General features: G+C 64.2%; 19 protein-coding genes. 7 read left to right on the top strand and 12 right to left on the bottom strand.

The genetic code is table 11. From position 1 onward, the window contains the following. Positions 1–421: 421 nt before the first annotated feature. The 7 genes from Q0D45_RS07895 (at position 422) to Q0D45_RS07865 (ending at position 8403) form a co-directional block, all read left to right on the top strand. Complete coding sequence (locus Q0D45_RS07895) at positions 422–1144, top strand: TetR/AcrR family transcriptional regulator (RefSeq protein WP_293390918.1); 723 nt, start codon at positions 422–424, stop codon at positions 1142–1144. A 149-nt stretch (positions 1145–1293) separates the two neighbouring features. Next, complete coding sequence (gene lpdA / locus Q0D45_RS07890; protein ID WP_293390915.1) at positions 1294–2742, top strand: dihydrolipoyl dehydrogenase; 1449 nt, start codon at positions 1294–1296, stop codon at positions 2740–2742. Between the two features lie 67 nt (positions 2743–2809). Further along, the gene (locus Q0D45_RS07885; protein ID WP_293390912.1) at positions 2810–3532 is read left to right on the top strand and encodes a YebC/PmpR family DNA-binding transcriptional regulator; all 723 of its coding nucleotides are present in this window, start codon (positions 2810–2812) and stop codon (positions 3530–3532) included. 2 nt (positions 3533–3534) lie between these two features. After that, entirely contained in the window at positions 3535–4098 is a 564-nt protein-coding gene (gene ruvC, locus Q0D45_RS07880) for a crossover junction endodeoxyribonuclease RuvC (RefSeq protein ID WP_293390909.1), read from the top strand. A 13-nt stretch (positions 4099–4111) separates the two neighbouring features. Then, on the top strand, positions 4112–4711 hold the full coding sequence (gene ruvA, locus Q0D45_RS07875; RefSeq protein ID WP_293390906.1) for a Holliday junction branch migration protein RuvA: 600 nt from the start codon (positions 4112–4114) through the stop codon (positions 4709–4711). A gap of 237 nt (positions 4712–4948) precedes the next feature. After that, positions 4949–7696 (top strand): DNA gyrase subunit A, encoded by a 2748-nt coding sequence (gene gyrA, locus Q0D45_RS07870; RefSeq protein WP_293390903.1) that lies wholly within the window; start codon positions 4949–4951, stop codon positions 7694–7696. A 50-nt stretch (positions 7697–7746) separates the two neighbouring features. Then, complete coding sequence (locus tag Q0D45_RS07865; RefSeq protein WP_293390900.1) at positions 7747–8403, top strand: hypothetical protein; 657 nt, start codon at positions 7747–7749, stop codon at positions 8401–8403. Positions 8404–8444: 41 nt separating this feature from the next. Here the strand turns inward: Q0D45_RS07865 and Q0D45_RS07860 are convergent, their stop codons facing one another. The 12 genes from Q0D45_RS07860 to Q0D45_RS07805 all read right to left on the bottom strand — a co-directional run bounded on the left by Q0D45_RS07860 (position 8445) and on the right by Q0D45_RS07805 (position 17150). After that, positions 8445–8864 carry a hypothetical protein gene (locus tag Q0D45_RS07860; protein ID WP_293390897.1) on the bottom strand — a complete coding sequence of 140 codons (420 nt, stop codon included), beginning with the start codon at positions 8862–8864 and terminating at the stop codon, positions 8445–8447. Positions 8865–8925: 61 nt separating this feature from the next. Further along, positions 8926–9369, bottom strand: coding sequence for a hypothetical protein (locus tag Q0D45_RS07855; protein WP_293390895.1), 444 nt, complete (start codon positions 9367–9369; stop codon positions 8926–8928). 64 nt (positions 9370–9433) lie between these two features. Next, positions 9434–10660: a beta-ketoacyl-ACP synthase gene (locus Q0D45_RS07850; RefSeq protein WP_293390892.1), complete on the bottom strand. Its 1227-nt coding sequence runs from the start codon at positions 10658–10660 to the stop codon at positions 9434–9436. Further along, positions 10660–11397, bottom strand: a complete 738-nt coding sequence (locus Q0D45_RS07845) for a 3-ketoacyl-ACP reductase FabG2 (protein WP_366946381.1) — start codon at positions 11395–11397, stop codon at positions 10660–10662. Before Q0D45_RS07845 ends, Q0D45_RS07850 begins: the two co-directional genes overlap by 1 nt. Further along, positions 11394–11855 (bottom strand): hypothetical protein, encoded by a 462-nt coding sequence (locus Q0D45_RS07840; RefSeq protein WP_293390889.1) that lies wholly within the window; start codon positions 11853–11855, stop codon positions 11394–11396. The genes Q0D45_RS07845 and Q0D45_RS07840 overlap by 4 nt, the downstream gene beginning before the upstream one ends. 1 nt (position 11856) lies before the next feature. After that, positions 11857–12414: a DUF3261 domain-containing protein gene (locus Q0D45_RS07835; RefSeq protein WP_293390886.1), complete on the bottom strand. Its 558-nt coding sequence runs from the start codon at positions 12412–12414 to the stop codon at positions 11857–11859. Further along, entirely contained in the window at positions 12408–14744 is a 2337-nt protein-coding gene (locus tag Q0D45_RS07830) for an MMPL family transporter (RefSeq protein WP_293390883.1), read from the bottom strand. The genes Q0D45_RS07835 and Q0D45_RS07830 overlap by 7 nt, the downstream gene beginning before the upstream one ends. After that, entirely contained in the window at positions 14741–15364 is a 624-nt protein-coding gene (locus Q0D45_RS07825; protein ID WP_293390880.1) for an outer membrane lipoprotein carrier protein LolA, read from the bottom strand. The genes Q0D45_RS07830 and Q0D45_RS07825 overlap by 4 nt, the downstream gene beginning before the upstream one ends. Next, the gene (locus Q0D45_RS07820) at positions 15361–15783 is read right to left on the bottom strand and encodes a thioesterase family protein (protein WP_293390877.1); all 423 of its coding nucleotides are present in this window, start codon (positions 15781–15783) and stop codon (positions 15361–15363) included. The genes Q0D45_RS07825 and Q0D45_RS07820 overlap by 4 nt, the downstream gene beginning before the upstream one ends. After that, on the bottom strand, positions 15780–16523 hold the full coding sequence (locus tag Q0D45_RS07815) for a glycosyltransferase family 2 protein (protein WP_293390874.1): 744 nt from the start codon (positions 16521–16523) through the stop codon (positions 15780–15782). Before Q0D45_RS07815 ends, Q0D45_RS07820 begins: the two co-directional genes overlap by 4 nt. After that, positions 16516–16860 (bottom strand): hypothetical protein, encoded by a 345-nt coding sequence (locus tag Q0D45_RS07810; protein WP_293390871.1) that lies wholly within the window; start codon positions 16858–16860, stop codon positions 16516–16518. The genes Q0D45_RS07815 and Q0D45_RS07810 overlap by 8 nt, the downstream gene beginning before the upstream one ends. Continuing rightward, a complete protein-coding gene (locus Q0D45_RS07805) occupies positions 16857–17150 on the bottom strand; it encodes an acyl carrier protein (protein ID WP_293390868.1) in 294 nt (97 codons plus the stop codon). The genes Q0D45_RS07810 and Q0D45_RS07805 overlap by 4 nt, the downstream gene beginning before the upstream one ends. Positions 17151–17219 lie beyond the last annotated feature (69 nt).

Genomic DNA, 17219 nt, shown 5'->3' with positions numbered 1-17219 from the left:
TTGTTCGATCGCAGTGCCGGGCTGCCGCCATCAGGGCTGAAGCTGCTGACGGCTCGGCCTGAGACCGCGGTGCGTTCGCATGATGGAGATGTCACCCGCTTGATCCGCCGGGTGCGGATCGGCCCGACTTGAAGGCCTGAGTATTCGCGGTTCGCGTTGCTGCAATCACGGCGAGCTGGAAATCCGCAGCTTCAAGTTTCCATATCTTCCCGGTCTGCTTATGAGCCGGGAAAGCATGAAGCACAGATGATTCGTGCTGTCAGTCTTGATGCTGTAATTCATGACGACAGCTCGGAAGCATGAACTCTATTTTTACGGAATCAATGCGAAAAACTGAAAATCCTGATAAAACCCCAACATTAAGACATTAGTGCTCGGTGGCTGCTTTGCGGCCGCTTGGCGCATGGGTTCAGGAGCGCATATGGCTTTGAAGCAAGGGGATGCAACGACGGCTGCGAGTGCGACGGCTGCCGGAGTCGGTGCCATAGTCAGCAAGCGTCGCGGCTACGCCGGCCGTACGGCCGAACAACTAGCTGCCGAACGTCGCCAACGCTTGCTTGATGCGGCGCTGAGCTTGTTCTCCGAGCGCGGTTTTTCCCGCACGCCGATCGAACTGCTGTGTTCCGCCGCCAAAGTCACCACGCGGCATTTCTACGAACACTTCGATTCCCGTGAGGCCGTGCTGATCGCGCTGTACGAGCAGATCAATCTGGAGACCCGCGCCACTGTCATGAAGGCGTTGCAGGTGCGCGGCAAGACGATCGAAGAACTGATGTTCGCGGCGATCGACGCCTTCATCGAAAGCTGCACGGTCGATACCCGACGCACCCGCATCCTCTGCGTCGAGGTGATCGGCGTCAGCAGCGATATGTTCGAGCGACGCCGTCATTCCGTACACGAGTTTGCGACCATCCTGAACATGTTCACGCAGCAGCTGGTAGACGCTGGCGGCCTGCCGCCGGGCGATTACTGGCACAGCAGCATGGCGCTGATCGGTGCGATCCGAGAACTGATGATTGAATGGCTGATGGCCAAGGAGCGTCCGCCGATCGATACCGTGCACGGCCAGATCAAGGGTCTGTTCCGCTGCCTGATTGCCGGTGCTGGTGCGCTCAATCGCGAGGCGGCGAAGCTCAAAGCTTGAGCCCTTGCCAAGTCCTCCGGCGAAAGTTTTTTCCCGGATTTTCCCGGACGATCGCGCCCTTGCGATAAAGTAATGCGCCTTTTCAGACCCGTGCGCAATAGCGCTGCAGGCTGTCAAGCCGCCCCGAACCAGCCTGGAATTCCGCGATCATGAGCGACTCCCCCGAAGCATCCTTTGATCTCATCGTTATCGGCGGCGGTCCCGCCGGCTACCCGGCCGCGATCCGCGCCGCCCAGCTCGGCATGAAGGCGCTGTGCATCGATAGCTGGCTGAACCGCGATAACACGCCGAGCTTCGGCGGCACTTGCCTCAACGCCGGCTGCATTCCGTCGAAGGCGCTGCTGGAATCGTCCGAGCTGTTTCACAAGGCCGGCCACGAATTCGCGATCCACGGCATCGGCGTCGGCACGCCGGTACTGGATCTGAAGAAGATGCAGGAACGGAAGATGGCGGTGTCCAAGGCCAACTCTGGCGGCGTCAAGCTGCTGTTCCAAGCCAACAAGGTGACCGGCGTGTTCGGCCATGGCGAGCTGCTCGGCAACGGCCAGGTCAAGGTCACGGCCCATGACGGCGTGGCCACCACCTACAAGGCCAAGCACATCCTGATCGCCACCGGCTCGGCACCGGTCGAGCTGAAGAAGATCGCGCCGTTCGATGGCGACAAGATCGTCGACAGCTGGGGCGCGCTCGATTTTTCCGCAGTGCCGGAGCGTCTCGGCATCATCGGTGCTGGCGTCATCGGCGTGGAACTGGGCAGCGTCTGGTCGCGCCTCGGCGCCAAGACCGTGATCCTCGAAGCGCTGCCCGGCTTCCTGCCGATGGTCGATGCCGCGATTTCCAAGGAAGCGCTGCGCCAGTTCACCAAGCAGGGGCTCGACATCCGTCTCGGCGCCAAGGTCAGTGCCGTTGCCAAGGGCAAGACCGATGTCACCGTGACCTACGAGCAGGACGGCGAAACCAAGAAGGAAACCTTCGACAAGCTGATCGTCGCCGTTGGCCGCCGTCCGTTCACCGACAAGCTCGGTGCCGATGTCGCCGGTGTCGCGCTCGACGAGCGTGGCTTCGTCAAGATCGACAAGCACTACAAGACTTCGGCTGCCGGCATCTATGCCGTCGGCGATGTCACCGGAGGCGCGATGCTGGCGCACAAGGCGATCGAGGAAGGCGTGGTGCTGATCGAGCAGCTGCACGGCGAGAAATCCGAGGTCAATTACAACGCGATTCCGTCGGTGATCTACACCAGCCCGGAAATCGCCTGGGTCGGCCTGTCGGAAGAGCAGGCCAAGGCCGCCGGCTTTGAAGTGAAGACCGGTTCCAGCCCGTTCGCCGCCAACGGCCGCGCTCGCGCGATGGAAGCGATCGCCGGCCAGGTGAAGTTCGTCTCCGACGTCAAGACCGACCGCATCCTCGGCGTCCACATGATCGGTCCGTATGTCTCGGAACTCTGTGCCGAAGCGGTGCTGGCGCTGGAATTCGCGGCGACCACCCAGGACATCCAGCTGACCATGCACGGCCATCCGAGCTTGTCGGAAACCTTCCATGAAGCCGCGCTGGCGGTGGATGGCCACGCGATCCACTCCGCCAACAAGAAAAAGTAAATCTTGTTTGGACAGCCCGCGCCATGGCTGGCGCGGTGCCTGTCGGGATGACACACAGGAGTAGATCATGGGGCGTGGTCCGAGCATCGAAGGGCGCAAGAACGCCACCGACGCCGTCAAGGCGAAGAAATTCACCAAGTTCATTCGCGAGATCACCATCGCGGCCCGTGCCAGTGGTGGCGATCCGAATGCCAACCCGCGTCTGCGGCTGGCGATCGACAAGGCGCTGACCGCGAACATGACCAAGGACACCATCGAACGTGCGCTGAAGCGCGGCACGGGCGAGGGCGCCACCGAGCAGGTCGTCGAAATCCGCTACGAGGGCTACGGCCCCGGCGGCGTCGCGGTGATGGTCGACTGCATGACCGACAACGCCACCCGCACCGTTGCCGACGTGCGCGCCGCGTTCAGCCGCAACGGCGGTAACCTGGGGACGTCGGGCTCGGTCGCGTTCCAGTTCACCAAGACCGGCGAAATCATTTTCGACATCCGCGACGATGCGACGCTCGAAGACAAGATCATGGAAATCGCACTGGAAAACGGCGCCGATGACGTCCTCAACGAGGATGGTTTCATCGACGTGCTGACCACGCCGGAAGCTTATCTGGCAGTCAAGGGCGCGCTCGAGAAAGCCGGTCTGACGCCGATCGACTCGGACGTGCTGATGCGTCCGGCGACGCGTGCTGCGCTCGACGGCGAAGCGGCCGTGCAGATGGCCAAGCTGATCGCCCGTCTGGAAGAACTCGACGACGTGCAGGACGTGCATCACAACGCCGATCTTCCGGCCTGAAGGTGGCGGTCAGCGCACCGGTCCGCATCCTCGGCATCGACCCCGGCTCGCGCATCACCGGCTGGGGCGTGATCGAACACGGCGGTAATCGTTCGCGCTGCATCGATCACGGCCGTATTCATCTCGAAGCTGGCGAACTGCCGGCTCGGCTGCTGCGCATTTTCAAGGAAGTGGGCGAGGTGATCCGCCAGTACCAGCCGCAGGAAACCGCGATCGAGGAAGTGTTCGTCAATCGCAATGTCTCCAGCGCGCTGATCCTCGGGCAGGCGCGCGGGGCGGCAATCTGTGCGCTGGCTTTCGCTGACTTGCCGGTGGCCGAATACGCGCCGGCGCAGATCAAGTCCGCCGTAGTCGGCAATGGCCGAGCCGAGAAGCAGCAGGTGCAGCACATGATCAAGATCCTGCTGAATCTGCCGGAAGCGGCGCCTACCGATGCCTCCGATGCGCTGGCCGTCGCCCTCTGCCATGCCCACGTTCGCGGCACAGTGATCAAGACCGGCGAAGCGCTGCGTGGCGCCTGGGGCAATGCGGTGGTGGCGAAACCCCGGACTCCTTCCCCACGATGAACGGCCTCCCAAGATGATCGGCAGACTCAGCGGCACCCTGATCGCCAAGCAGCCACCGCTGCTGCTGCTCGATGTGCACGGCGTTGGCTACGAGATCGAAGCGCCGATGTCGACCTTCTTCAAGCTGCCGGCGATTGGTGAAGCGGTGGTGCTGCAGACCCATCTGGTGGTTCGCGAGGACGCTCAGCTGTTGTTCGGCTTCGCGACCCAGACCGAGAAGAACCTGTTCCGCGAGATCATCAAGATCAGCGGCATCGGGCCGAAGCTGGCGCTGGCGATCCTGTCCGGCATCGGTGTCGAGGATTTCTGGGCGGCGGTCCGTGCCGCGGAGACCGGCCGGCTGGTCAAGCTGCCGGGCATCGGCAAGAAAACCGCCGAGCGCATCGTCATCGAACTACGCGACAAGGCCGGCGCTGGCGGGCCGGGCGATCTCGGCATGCTGAACGCCTCCGGCGTGAGCATTCCGGCCAGCCCGATGTCCGAAGCGCGCGCCGCACTGGAGTCTCTGGGCTACAAACCACCGGAAGCGCAGAAACTCACCGATGCCGTGCACAAGGACGGCATGAGCACCGATCAGATCATCCGCGAAGCCCTGAAACGCGCGATTCGCTGATCCTGACGCCCGTTTCGGCGCGCAGCCGCGCACCCCTTTCCCCCTGACGGGATACCCCGTGTCGCGTCACAGGCGGCAAATGCGGGCCTTGCGGGGCGTGAACTGCTAAAATGCCGGCTTCAATTGGCAGCCCGCCCGCAGGCTTTCCGATGACGACCACGGCCACGAAGCATCGGCCACCGCATCGCAGGAATCCTGAGCCGGTGCGCCTAAAACCGCATTCAGAACACTCTACGAATGACTGATTTCGCCAAAGAAGTTCTGTCCGTCAATCTCGAAGACGAGATGCGGCGTTCCTACCTCGATTACGCGATGAGCGTGATCGTCGGCCGAGCGCTCCCTGACGCCCGTGATGGCCTGAAGCCTGTGCATCGCCGCTCGCTGTACGCGATGAACGATCAGGGCAATCACTACAACAAGCCGTTCCGGAAATCGGCGCGCATCGTCGGCGACGTGATGGGTAAATACCATCCGCACGGCGATACGGCGATCTACGACACCATCGTCCGCATGGCGCAGCCGTTCTCGCTGCGCTACATGCTGGTCGATGGCCAGGGCAACTTTGGCTCGGTGGACGGCGATCGCCCGGCGGCGATGCGCTACACCGAAGTGCGGATGTCGAAGATCGCGATGGAACTGGTCGCCGACATCGACAAGGACACCGTCGATTTCGTGCCGAACTACGACGGTTCCGAGCACGAACCGGCGGTGCTGCCGACGCGCATCCCGAACCTGCTGGTCAACGGTTCGAGCGGCATCGCGGTCGGCATGGCGACCAATATTCCGCCGCACAACCTGTCCGAAGTGATCGACGCCTGCGTGGCGCTGATCGACAACCCGGACATGGATCTCGACGCGCTGATGAAGCTGGTGCCGGCGCCGGATTTCCCGACCGCAGGCCTGATCCTCGACGCTGCCGGCCTGAAGGAAGCCTACGAAACCGGCCGCGGCCGCATCGTGCTGCGCGCCCGCACGCATTTCGAGGACTTCGAGCGCGGCGGCGATCGTCAGGCGATCGTCACCACCGAACTTCCGTATCAGGTCAACAAGGCGCGGCTGATCGAAAAGATCGCCGAGCTGGTCAAGGAAAAGAAGATCGAAGGCATCACCGATCTGCGCGATGAGTCCGACAAGGACGGCATGCGCATGGTCATCGAGCTTCGCCGCGGCGAAAACGCCGAGGTGGTGCTCAACAACCTTTATCAGCAGACCCAGCTGCAGACCGTGTTCGGCATCAACATGGTTGCGCTCGACGACGGCCAGCCGAAGACCATGGGGCTCAAGCAGCTCCTGGAAATCTTCCTGCGCCATCGCCGCGAAGTGGTGACGCGGCGCACGCAGTTCCTGCTCAACAAGGCTCGCGACCGCGCCCACATCCTCGAAGGCCTGTCGGTGGCACTGGCCAACATCGACGAAGTGATCGAGCTGATCCGTCGCTCGCCGAATGCCGCCGAAGCCAAGGCCGGGCTGATGAGCCGCAACTGGCGAGCCGGGCAAGTCGCCGACATGCTGTCGCGCGCCGGTGCCGACGCTTCGCGTCCGCTGGGCCTCGACGCCGAGTTCGGCATGCAGGCGATCATCGGTGCGCTACCGGGGCCGGAAAGCCTGTATCGGCTGTCCGATCTTCAGGCGCAGGCGATTCTTGACCTACGTCTGCAGCGCCTCACCGGCCTGGAGCAGGACAAGATCCACGACGAGTACCGCACGATCCTCGAAGCGATCCTCGACTACATGGACATCCTCGCGTCCGAGCCGCGCCTGCTCGGCGTGATCAAGGCCGAGCTGCTCGACGTCAAGGACAACTTCGGCGACGAGCGCCGTACCGAGATCACCGATTTCGCACTCAATCTGAACCGCGAAGACCTGATCACGCCGATGGACATGGTCGTGACCTTGTCCAAGGCCGGCTACGTCAAGGCGCAGCCGCTGTCCGAGTACCAGGTGCAGAAGCGCGGCGGCCGTGGCCGCACCGCGGCGGCGACCAAGGAAGACGATTACGTCAACGGCGTCTGGGTCGCCCATTCGCACGACTGGCTGCTGTGCTTCAGCTCGCGCGGCCGCATGTACTGGCTGCGCGTGTTCGAACTGCCCACCGGCGGCTCGGGCGCCAAGGGCAAGCCGTTCAACAATCTGCTGCCGCTGGAAGACGGCGAACGGATCAGCGTCGCGCTGCCGATCAAGCGCTTCGACACCGGCCAGTACGTGTTCATGGCCACCCGCGGCGGCACGGTCAAGAAGACGCCACTGGAAGATTTCTCGCGTCCGCGCACCGCCGGCATCATTGCTGTCGATCTCCGGGTCGACGACGAACTGGTCGGCGTGGTGCTGACATCGGGTGAAAGCGACGTGCTGCTGTTCTCCGACGCTGGCCGGGTGATCCGCTTCAACGAAAAGGATGTGCGCCCGATGGGCCGCGGTGCCACCGGCGTGCGCGGCATGCGCCTGATCGTGAAGTCCGGCGCCAGTGACGATGACGAATCGGCGACGGTCGAAGCGGATGGCGAGGAAGCCACCGCCGAACCGATCGCCAGCGGCGCCAAGCTGATCGCGCTGATCGTCGCCCAGGAAGGCGACATCCTCACCGTCTCCGAATTCGGCTACGGCAAGCGCACGCCGATCGCCGGCTTCCCGCTGCGCGGTCGCGGTGGCCAGGGCGTGATTGCTCAGGCGCTGTCGGAGAAGTCTGGCAGGCTACTCGGCGCGCTCGACATCAACGATCGCCACGAGCTGATGCTGATCTCCGACGCCGGCCACCTGATCCGAGTCAAGGCCAGCGAGGTCAAGCAACTTGGTCGCAACACCCAGGGTGTGCGCGTGGCACGGCCGAGCGAGGGTGATCGTCTGGTCGGCCTTGATCGCATCGAACCGGAGCCTGATGTTGTCAATGGGGTGGTCGACGGGGTGGTCGATGAGACGGGTGGGGCATTGCCGACTGATCCGGCACCCATAGCCCTGGAAGACGATACGTCGCCACCGGCGGAGTAAGCGCAGGCAGGTTTTGAATACGCAGTCGTCGGGGCTAACCGGAGCACACGATGAGACAGGGATTCCGTCTGCTGCTGATCGCGACGACTGCGTGGCTTGTGGGCTGCGCAATCGGCAACGAATACGCCTACGACGCCAAGCCGGCGAATCTCGCGTATCAGGGTTCTGGCAGCGTCGCCAGCGCCGTGCACGATCAGCGCAGCTACGTGAAGTCGGGCGACAAGCCGCCGTCTTTCGTCGGCTTGCAGCGCAACCGCTTCGGCATTCCGTTCGATGTCAGCACCACTTCAGGTCAGGCGCTCGATATCGATCTCGGCAAGACGCTGAGCGGCGCGCTGACTTCGGCCGGCTATCGCGAGACCGGTGTTGCCGTCACGTTCAAGGAGTCCGGTGCTGCCGTGCGTGACCGGCTGCTGGCGACACGGGCGCGGCGTCTGGTGCTGCTGACCGTGAATGAGTGGAAAACCGACACCCGGACCAAGGCCGCGCTGTATTTCGATCTGAGCCTGGCGATCTACGACGAGCGCGGCCGGCTGATCGCACGACAGTCGTTGAAGGGCCGCGACGAGATCGGCGGCAAGTTTTTCGGTAACGAGGCTTACGTCAGCGATCGGGCGCCGCAAGCCTTCGCAAACAAGCTCGAGGAGCTGTTCAAGACTGCGGAAGTGATAAAGGCGCTGGGCGGCCAGACTAAGCCGAAGCCGTAGGGTGGGCAGTTAAAGTCTGCGCAGCCTACGCAGCTGCGCAACTACTGAAGCTGGTCGCGAGCGAGATTGGTGCGAATGTCCTGAGCCAGCAGGTCTATCCACTTCGAGGCATTAGGATGGATCTTCGGCACGCCTTCGTCGACTTCGTACTGAAGCACGGCACTGTCGAGATAGCTCATCGAGACGATGCCGCCGCCGTAGGTGATGCGCATCTTCAGCATGTGCTGGCGGACGTTGAGCGTCGCGTCGATGGCGCCGGGCTGTTCGTCGGCTTTTGTCCAACTCCAGCCACGGCCGAGCAAGGAAGACTGGATCGCTTTGGCGACGCTCTTTTCGGCCATTTTTTCCGGCACCGCGATCGGTGTCGGAATGACCATTGGCTTTGCGCCTCGGGCGGCGTGGGCAGTGCCCAGGCTGAACGTCAGGGCCAACAGCAGGAATAGGCGCGGGAAGATTTTCATGAGCTTGAAAGTCGATTGAGGGTTCAGTTGAATCTTGCCGTGGAATCTTGTCGTTGGGGCATTACTTCAGCTTGACGATGGTGCCCTGCAAGGCAACGCCACCGATCACGGAGCCGGCACCGCACTCGTATTCTCTCTCGCTGGACAGCACGCCGCCACGGTAAACGCTGGTGATCTCGACTACCGCATTGCCGCCTTCACGGACCGCGCGTTCCTGCAGCGCGAGCACGGCCGATAGCCATGCCCACTCACAGCCTTCCTTGTCTGACTTATTGAAGAAGTTGGTCTTCTTGTTGGCGGTCACGGTCGCGAAGCGATGCTCGACTTCCGGATAGGCTTGCGGCCCCCAGAACAACTTCACGGCATTGCCAAGCCTGTTTCCGGCGCTGGTCGTGGCATCGGCGATCGGCAATTGCAGGCGTGTATCGCGGGCGACCGCGGATGGCGGTGCCAGCAGCGATGCGATCGTGAGTACGGCAGCGATGGTGTGCATCGGTCGACGCATGTCGATTACTCCCGGTCAGGTTGGACTTGATGTTGGTGGCAACAACGCACGGCGCGGTTGCAACTCAGGAAACACGGCCGAAGATCAACGAAGTGTTGATCCCGCCAAAGGCAAAATTGTTGTTCATCGCGATTCCGGTCTGCAATGCCCGGCCGCCGTCGACGATGTAGTCGAGCGCGCCGCAGCGTCCATCAAGCTCACGCAGATTCAGGGTTGGCGCGAACCAGCCGTTGCGCATCATTTCGATGGTCAGCCAGCTTTCCAGCGCGCCACAGGCACCCAGCGTGTGGCCGAAGTTGCCTTTCAGTGAACTGATCGGGGCTTTGATTCCAAATACTCGCTGACTGGCCTGCGATTCGGCGATGTCGCCCTGTTCGGTCGCCGTGCCGTGGGCGCTGACATAGCCGATCGCCGCCGGAGCCAGCCCGGCGTCGTCCAGTGCCAGCCGCATCGCCACTTCCATCGTCGCGCTGTTCGGATGGGTGACGTGGTCGCCGTCGGAGTTGCTGCCGAAGCCGAGGATCTCGGCAAAGATCGTCGCGCCGCGCGCCAGTGCATGTTCGCGTTCTTCCAAAATCAGCGTGCAGGCGCCTTCGCCGAGCACCAGGCCGTCGCGGTCGCGATCAAATGGGGCGGGCGTGGTGGTCGGCGCGTCGTTCTTGCGGCTGGTCGCATACAGCGTGTCGAACACGGCGGCTTCGGACACGCAGAGCTCCTCGGCACCGCCGGCGACCATCAGATTCTGGCGGCCGAAGCGGATCGCTTCATAGGCATAGCCGATGCCCTGGCTCCCGGAGGTGCAGGCGCTGGCGGTCGGGATCACTCGGCCCTTGATGCCGAAATGGACGCCGATATTGACTGCCGCCGTGTGGGTCATCATGCGGATGTAGGTGGTGGCGTTGATGCCGCCCATGACACCGCTTATCAGCATGCCGGCGAAGTCCTGCAGGGCGTCGGAGCTTCCCGTGCAGGAGCCGTAAGCGATTCCCATGCGGCCGCTTTTCACTACTGGATCGTCGATCAGCCCGGCGTCGCGCAGCGCTCGCTCGGTGGCCAGAGTGGCCATCTGCGCGACCCGGCCCATGGTCCGCGTCATCTTGCGGGTATAGCTAGCCGGCAGCTTGAAGCTGCGCACAGGGGCGGCGAGCTTAGTGTTGAGTTCGGTGTACTGCGCCCATTCCGGCATCCGCTCGACACCACTCGCGCCAGCCCGGAGCTGCGCCTCAATTGCCTGCCAGCTGTCGCCCAACGAGGTGATGCCAGCCATGCCGGTGACCACGACGCGGCGCATCAGCACAGCCCGCCGTTGACCGAGATCACCTGTCGGGTGATATAGGCCGCACCCGGCGACAGCAGATAGCTGACCAGGCTCGCCACTTCCTCGGGCTCGCCGATGCGTTTGGCCGGAATCATCTTCAGAGCTTCTTCGAGCGGTAAGTCGTTGATCATGCTGGTGCGGATCAGCCCTGGGGCGACGCAGTTGACGGTAATGTTCCGGCTGGCCAATTCCACGGCCAAGGCCTTGGTGGCACCGATGATGCCAGCCTTGGCGGCGCTGTAATTGACCTGGCCGCGATTGCCGACCAGCCCGGCGACCGAGGCTAGGGTGACGATCCGGCCTGACGCGCGGCGGCGGATCATCGGCATGATCAGGGGATTGAGCAGGTTGTAGAAACCGTCAAGATTGGTGCGCATGACGATGTCCCAATCCTCACCCGTCAGCGCCGGGAACGCACCATCGCGGGCGATGCCGGCATTGGCGACCACACCGTAGGGCGCGCCAAACTCGGCGCAGTCGGCTTCGAGTGCGGTGGCGGTCGCGGCGCGGTCAGCGACATCGAAGCAGAGGCTGCGGGTTTCGGCGCCGAGTGCGGCGGTAGCGGCCTGCGCTTCATCGAGCGCCGCTGATGGCTGACGGCCATGCAGCACCAGGTTGTAGCCGTCCGCTGCCAGTCGCAGCGCGATCGCGCGGCCGATGCCGCGGCTGGAGCCGGTGACCAGCACCCAGGGTCTGACGATGGAATTCACCGGGCTTGTTCCTTCAGGAAGACTTGAATGTCGGGCGGACGGTAGGCCTTGATCTGCGCCGTTGCGATGACGATTTTGCCCGTGCGGATTTCGCAGTCGAAGGCGGCGAGGGCATCGTTATCCAGCATCACCAACTGCGCATGGATTTCGAGGGTCGCCGTCGGCAGGAAGCGCTCGACCGCGCAGCGATAGCGCCGCGTGCCAATCAGCAGCGCGACTCCAGGCCGGCGGCCGGCCTGATGTGCTTCGATGCCAGCCCAGGCTGCGGCGGTCTGGGCTATGTATTCGATGCCAGCCCAGGCCGGCACCCCGCGCTCGTCGCACAGGAAGCTGTCGCGGCGAATGGTTACGGTCGCGGTCAGCCAGTCAGCGCCGTAGTCGCTGATGCCATCGAGCAGCAGCATCGGGGCGGTCTGCGGCAGTAACTGCGCTGGCGTGTAGGCGAGGCCGAGGATCAATTCAGCGGCCATTGGCAGCCTGCGTAAGGAGATCGAGGCAGTAGGCCGGCGAGTGATGGACGATCGTCAGGCGGCCGTTCCAGGGATCGGCGTCGGCGTAGTGAATTTCAGCGATCAGTCGATGGGCCAGATGAATTTGCCGCGTGTCGGGGCGTGGCTGCATCACTCGCCATTGCGTGTCTTTTGCAGCGAGTTCCAGCGCCTCCAGTGGCCAGAACGCCCACTGGATGTCGAGGGCCATGCGTTGCGGGTCGAAAGCGGTGGGCAGGGCAGGATCGAGTTGGGACGTCAGCTGCCGGTTGGCGTCGACATTGATGGTCAGCAGCCGCCGACCGGCCGGGCCGATGCAGACACTGCGCCAGCCGGCGGCATCGGCCGCGAAGGCGCATTGCAGCGCCAGTTGATGGCTGCCGAAGCTCGCGGCCAGCGTCTGGGTGGCCGAAGGCGGCAGGCTGGCGGCTAGCTCGGCGAGCGGAAACGGTCGGTCTTCTGCCGCCGGCAGCAGCGCGCAGCCGGCGTTCAATACAAGGCCGATGACCAGCAGCGCGCGGATTAGCACGGTGCTTCCTCGCGCTCAGGTGCCGGCCCGAGCCAGATCGCGAGCAAGAAGATCAGCGCGATGCCCGGTGCCAAGGTCAGGCCGATCGCGCGGATGAACGGCGTGCTGCTCAAGGTCAGCAAGCCGAAGGACAGCAAGGTGGTCAGCGCCGACAGACCGACGGCGAGCAGCACCGTGACCTGCGTGCGCCGGCCTTCGCGCAGGAACACTGCATAGTCGACGCCCATGCCGATCAGCAGCAGCAGTGCCAGCACGTTGAACAGATTGGCGCTGATGCCAGCCCAGCCGAGCAGCGCCATCGCGATCAAGCTGCCACCGACCGGCGGCAGCAGGCACAACAGACCGCCGAGCCAGCCGTAGCGCAGCGCCAGCAGCACGAAGATTGCGAAGCTGACGGCGGCCATCAGCCCGACCGCGCCTTGGCGATAGCGGCTCATCAGTGCCGACACTTCGCCGATCCGGTCGATCAGGTGGACACCCGGCAGGCGGTCGATCGCCTGATCCAGCGCCTTGGCATCGCGCAGGCCGTTCAGCGTCACGGCACTGGCCCAGTGGCCGCCGATCTCGCCAAGCCACAGCGGTCGCAGCGCCGCCGATGCCGGATCGGCGAGCCAGCGTTCCGGGGTCAGCAACGGGGCTTCCGCATCGGCGGCGGCGCGTGCTTCAGCGATCGCGGCATCGCTCGCTCCGAGCTGCCGCATCAGTGCTGGCAGCAGGCCATTCGCCGAGTAGACCTGCGCGCGTTGCAGCGCCTGATTGTCGGTCTGCCGCTGCATCGACGGCAGCAGTCGTGACACCGCGAGCCAACCGTCGAGCGCGTCCCGCTGCTGCAGTCCGGACAGCACGGCCGTCAGTGCTTCCTCGCGCTGCAGCAGCGCTTCCGCCGACTCCGCAGTCAGCAGCAGATAGCGGCTGTCGGGTGCAATGCCGAGCAGCGCGCGCAGTGCCTTTTCCTCGCTGATCAGCTCGGGCGGCGAGGACTGCATCAGGCGGATGTCATCGCGGAACGTGAGCCGGGCCAGGCCGGTGGCGGTCAGGCCGATCAGCAACAGCGCGCCGCCGATGTGCCACAAGCTCGCCCGGAACTGGAAGCGGCTCGCCGACAGCCGCTGCGCGATCTTCAGCACCAGCGGCTGGTGCTGCTTCGACACGCTGGCCCGCGCCAGCCGCGGATACAGGCAGAGCACACTGGCGCAGGAAAACATCAGGCCGACGATCGAGAACAGCGCCATCTGGCGCAAGCCCGGAAACGGTGGGATCAGCAGGGTGGCGTAGCCGAGTGCCGAGGCAAGATGGCCGATCAGGATCGCCATGCCGACTTCGCGGTAGCCCATCAAGCCGGTCCAGCGGTCGCGGTCGCGGAACTGGTCGGAAAAGAAATGCAGCGAGTAATCCACCGCCACGCCGATCAGGCTGGTGCCGAACACCATGGTGATCAGATGCACGCTGCCGAAGGCCCACTGGCAGGCCAGCAGCCCAGCAGCAGCACCGACCCCCAGGGACAGCAGGCTCAACACCAGCGGTTGCAGCGAGCGGAACGTCAGCCAGATCAGCAGCACGACGGCCGCACTCGACAGGCTGCCGAACAGCGACATCTCCGACTTCGCGCGCCGCGCCGCATCGGCTGCATGCAGCACGACACCGGAGCGCAGCACCTGCACGTCCGGCGCTTTCGCGAGGACGGAGTCGAGTGCAGCCGTGACCTGGTCCTGCGCCTCCGCCGCGAACGGGCTGCCGGCGGTCTCTAGAGCGATCAGCACCCAGGTGATCGCGTCGTCGTGGACCACCAGCAGGCTGCGATCCAGCGTTGCGCGGCCAGCCAGCTGCGACTGCGCGAGCACGAAGCCGGACAGCAGTCCGGTCAGGTCCTGCGCCGCAGGCACCACGCGGCCGAAGGCGGCCGGCGCGTACAGCGCCTGCAGGGCTTCGTCGCGCAGGGCATCGGTCCGACCTTGCTGCAAATCACTCCGATGGGCATCGGACAGCAGGCCCAGCCGATACGGCAGCAGGGCGCCGGCGCTCGCCGCCCAGTCCTTGCCGATCTCGAACTGCACGTTGGCGAAAGCCTGCGAAGCGCGTAGCTGTCCGGCGATGACCGTGGCTGCCTTGCGTGCCGCCTCCGGATCGGCAGCTCCGATTAAGAGCGTCAGGCGACGCGCGATGTGCTGCTCGAACACGGTTTTCGCCGTGTCCAGCGCCGGATCGCGGCCGTCGGCAGGCAGCAGCGCCAGGATGTCGGTCTCGAAATGCAGGCCGCGCTGCAGTTGCAGCGCCAAGCCGCAGGCCAGCAGCGCCAGTACGGCGACGAACAGGCGGAAACGCAGGATCATTTCGCGAAGCGCGCCCGCTCGTCGGTGGTCGGCAGCTCGCTACTGGCGCGCAGGCGCTCGAAACGGATTTCGGTCAGATCGCCGAGTGAGTCGGCAAAGCTGACCCGCTCGATCTGGGCACCGCCGTGCAGGCTCAAATGCGGCGTCAGCGCCTTGAGCGCTTCATCGCGCGGTACCAGATCGAGCTGCCAGGCATCGACGCTGCCGCTGGCGTTCAGTTCGAAGCGTTCGGCGAGCGCGTCGAGATCCAGCTCGAACATGGCGATGAACAAGGCGGCGATCGGCCGCAGCGACGACTGGTTGGCGTTCTGCGGGATCAGGCCACCGCTGCCGTGCACGCCGCTGCCGTCGAGGATGAATTCGGACTGGATCGGTTCGCGGCTGCGCCAGGCGATGCCGATCCTGCGCAGAAACAGAAAATCGCCGTGGGAGACCAAAGGCTGCGGGAAGCCAGACAACTGTCGGGTCTGGGTGAAATCGCCATGCAGCGATTTTGCCTGCTGCATGCCGGCCAGCGACTTCGCGAGCAGGCTGTGCAGTTCGGCCACGGTGGTCGCCGCATGGACGGACAGCGGCAACAGCAGCGCGATCAGCAGGCTGGCCAGCCGCGCGCGGATCACGGCGCGATGCCGAGACGGGCGAACAGCACATCCGGCGAGCGCAGGCACATCTCGCCGGTTTTCAGATCGACCGCGACCTGATCGCTGCGGCCCTTGCACAGGCGGACGCCGGTTGCAGCATCGCTGATCAGGTAGTCGATGCGCAGCCGGTACTCCCATTCGCGCAAGCTGGCGCGGACGCTCAGTTCCTGCTCGAACAGCGCCGATTTCACGTAGCGGGCGCGCAGGTCGATGATCGGCCAGGAATAGCCCGAGGCGACCATGTCGTCGTAGTTGTAGGCAAAGCTGCGCAGCAGTTCGCAGCGCGCCAACTCGAAATACTTCGCGTAGTGGCCGTGCCAGACGATGCCGGCCGGGTCCAGATCGTGGAACGGCACGCGCAGCCGCGTTTCGGCGCTGCGGCTTGCGGGGTCGATCATCGCAGGCTCCTGCGGCGCGCAAGCAGCATTGGCAGGCTGCGCAGCATTCCGAAGAACAGGCGGGTGTGCATCCAGCTGATCCTCAGGTTGTCGCGCCACAGATTGAAGTGTGAGACGCCATCGGCCGGGTAGGTGACCGGTGTCGGCAGGCCCAGCACGGCAACGCCTGCCCAGTGCATGCGGACCATGATTTCGGTGTCGAATTCCATGCGCCGGCCAATGGAGGAGGTTTGCCAGGCAGCGAGTGCGCTCGCCAGCGGATAGACGCGAAAGCCGCACATCGAATCGTGGATTTCCAGCGAAAGAGTATTGATCCAGACCCAGACATGGGTCGCATAGCGGCCATACAACCGGGCTTTCGGCACGCTGGCATCGTAGACCGGAATGCCGGTGATCAGCGCGTCCGGTCGAGTCGAAGCCAGCGCCAGCAAGCGCGGGATGTCGGCCGGCAGATGTTGGTGATCGGCGTCGATCTGCACGGCGTGCGTGCAGCCGGCGCTGGCGGCGGCTGCGAAGCCGGTCATCACCGCTGCGCCCTTTCCGAGGTTGACCGGATGGCGCAGCAAACGCAGCCAGCCGGCTTCGGCCACAGCCAGCTGATCAAGCACGGCAGCCGACTGCGGCCCGCTGCCGTCGTCGACCAGCCAGCAGCGCAGGCTGAGCGGCCGCAAGGCCGCCACAAGCCCGGCGATGGCCTGCTCATGACGGTAGAACGGCACGACAATGCCGGCTTCAAGCATCGGCAAAAGCGATGTCGCCGCTGGAGAAATCGCCTCGTACGTCCCAGTAGCGGAAGCGCAGCGCGGTGTCGTCACCCGTCAGCGACAGGCAGGGACGATCACCGGGCTGGATCACGCGCATGAATTTCAGCGCGCTGATGCTGACGAAACGCGGCGGCAGTTGCGGGAAATGATCGCGGCCAAAGCCGATCGCCCAGTCGACCTGGACAAGGCCAGCCACCATCGGGGCTTCCGCGAAATGGCCTACGAACTGCGGCAGGTCCGCGCCGATCAGCAGTTCAAGATCGACAGCCGATGATCGCCGCGTCGTGGCGACGACCTGTGGCCTAGGGTTCATGCGGTGTGCGAGGTATCCGCAAGCATCGCTCGCACGGCTTCGACGATGTCTGCGACGGTCCGGACATGGCGAAATTCTTCGGGTTGAATCTTTCGGCCGGTGGTTTCCTTGAGCTTCAGGATCAGGTCGATGGCGTCGATACTATCGATGTCGAGATCGTCGTACAGCCGCGCCTCGGGCCGGATCTTCGCCGGATCGATTTCAAACAGTTCCACCAGCACGCGCTTCAGGTGTTCGTGGATATCGTCGGTGCTTTGCATGGACTCGAGAAATGGCAATGGCTGGGTCATGTACTGACGCCTGGCGGTCAAAAATTATAACGACCCACCGCGAACGACGACGCTGGCGGCCGAGGTCAA

Source organism: Nevskia sp. (assembly GCF_023266035.1).
Taxonomy (GTDB): Bacteria; Pseudomonadota; Gammaproteobacteria; order Nevskiales; family Nevskiaceae; genus Nevskia.
Note: the sequence above shows the minus strand (reverse complement) of the source record. Positions and strands in the feature narration are given on the sequence as shown.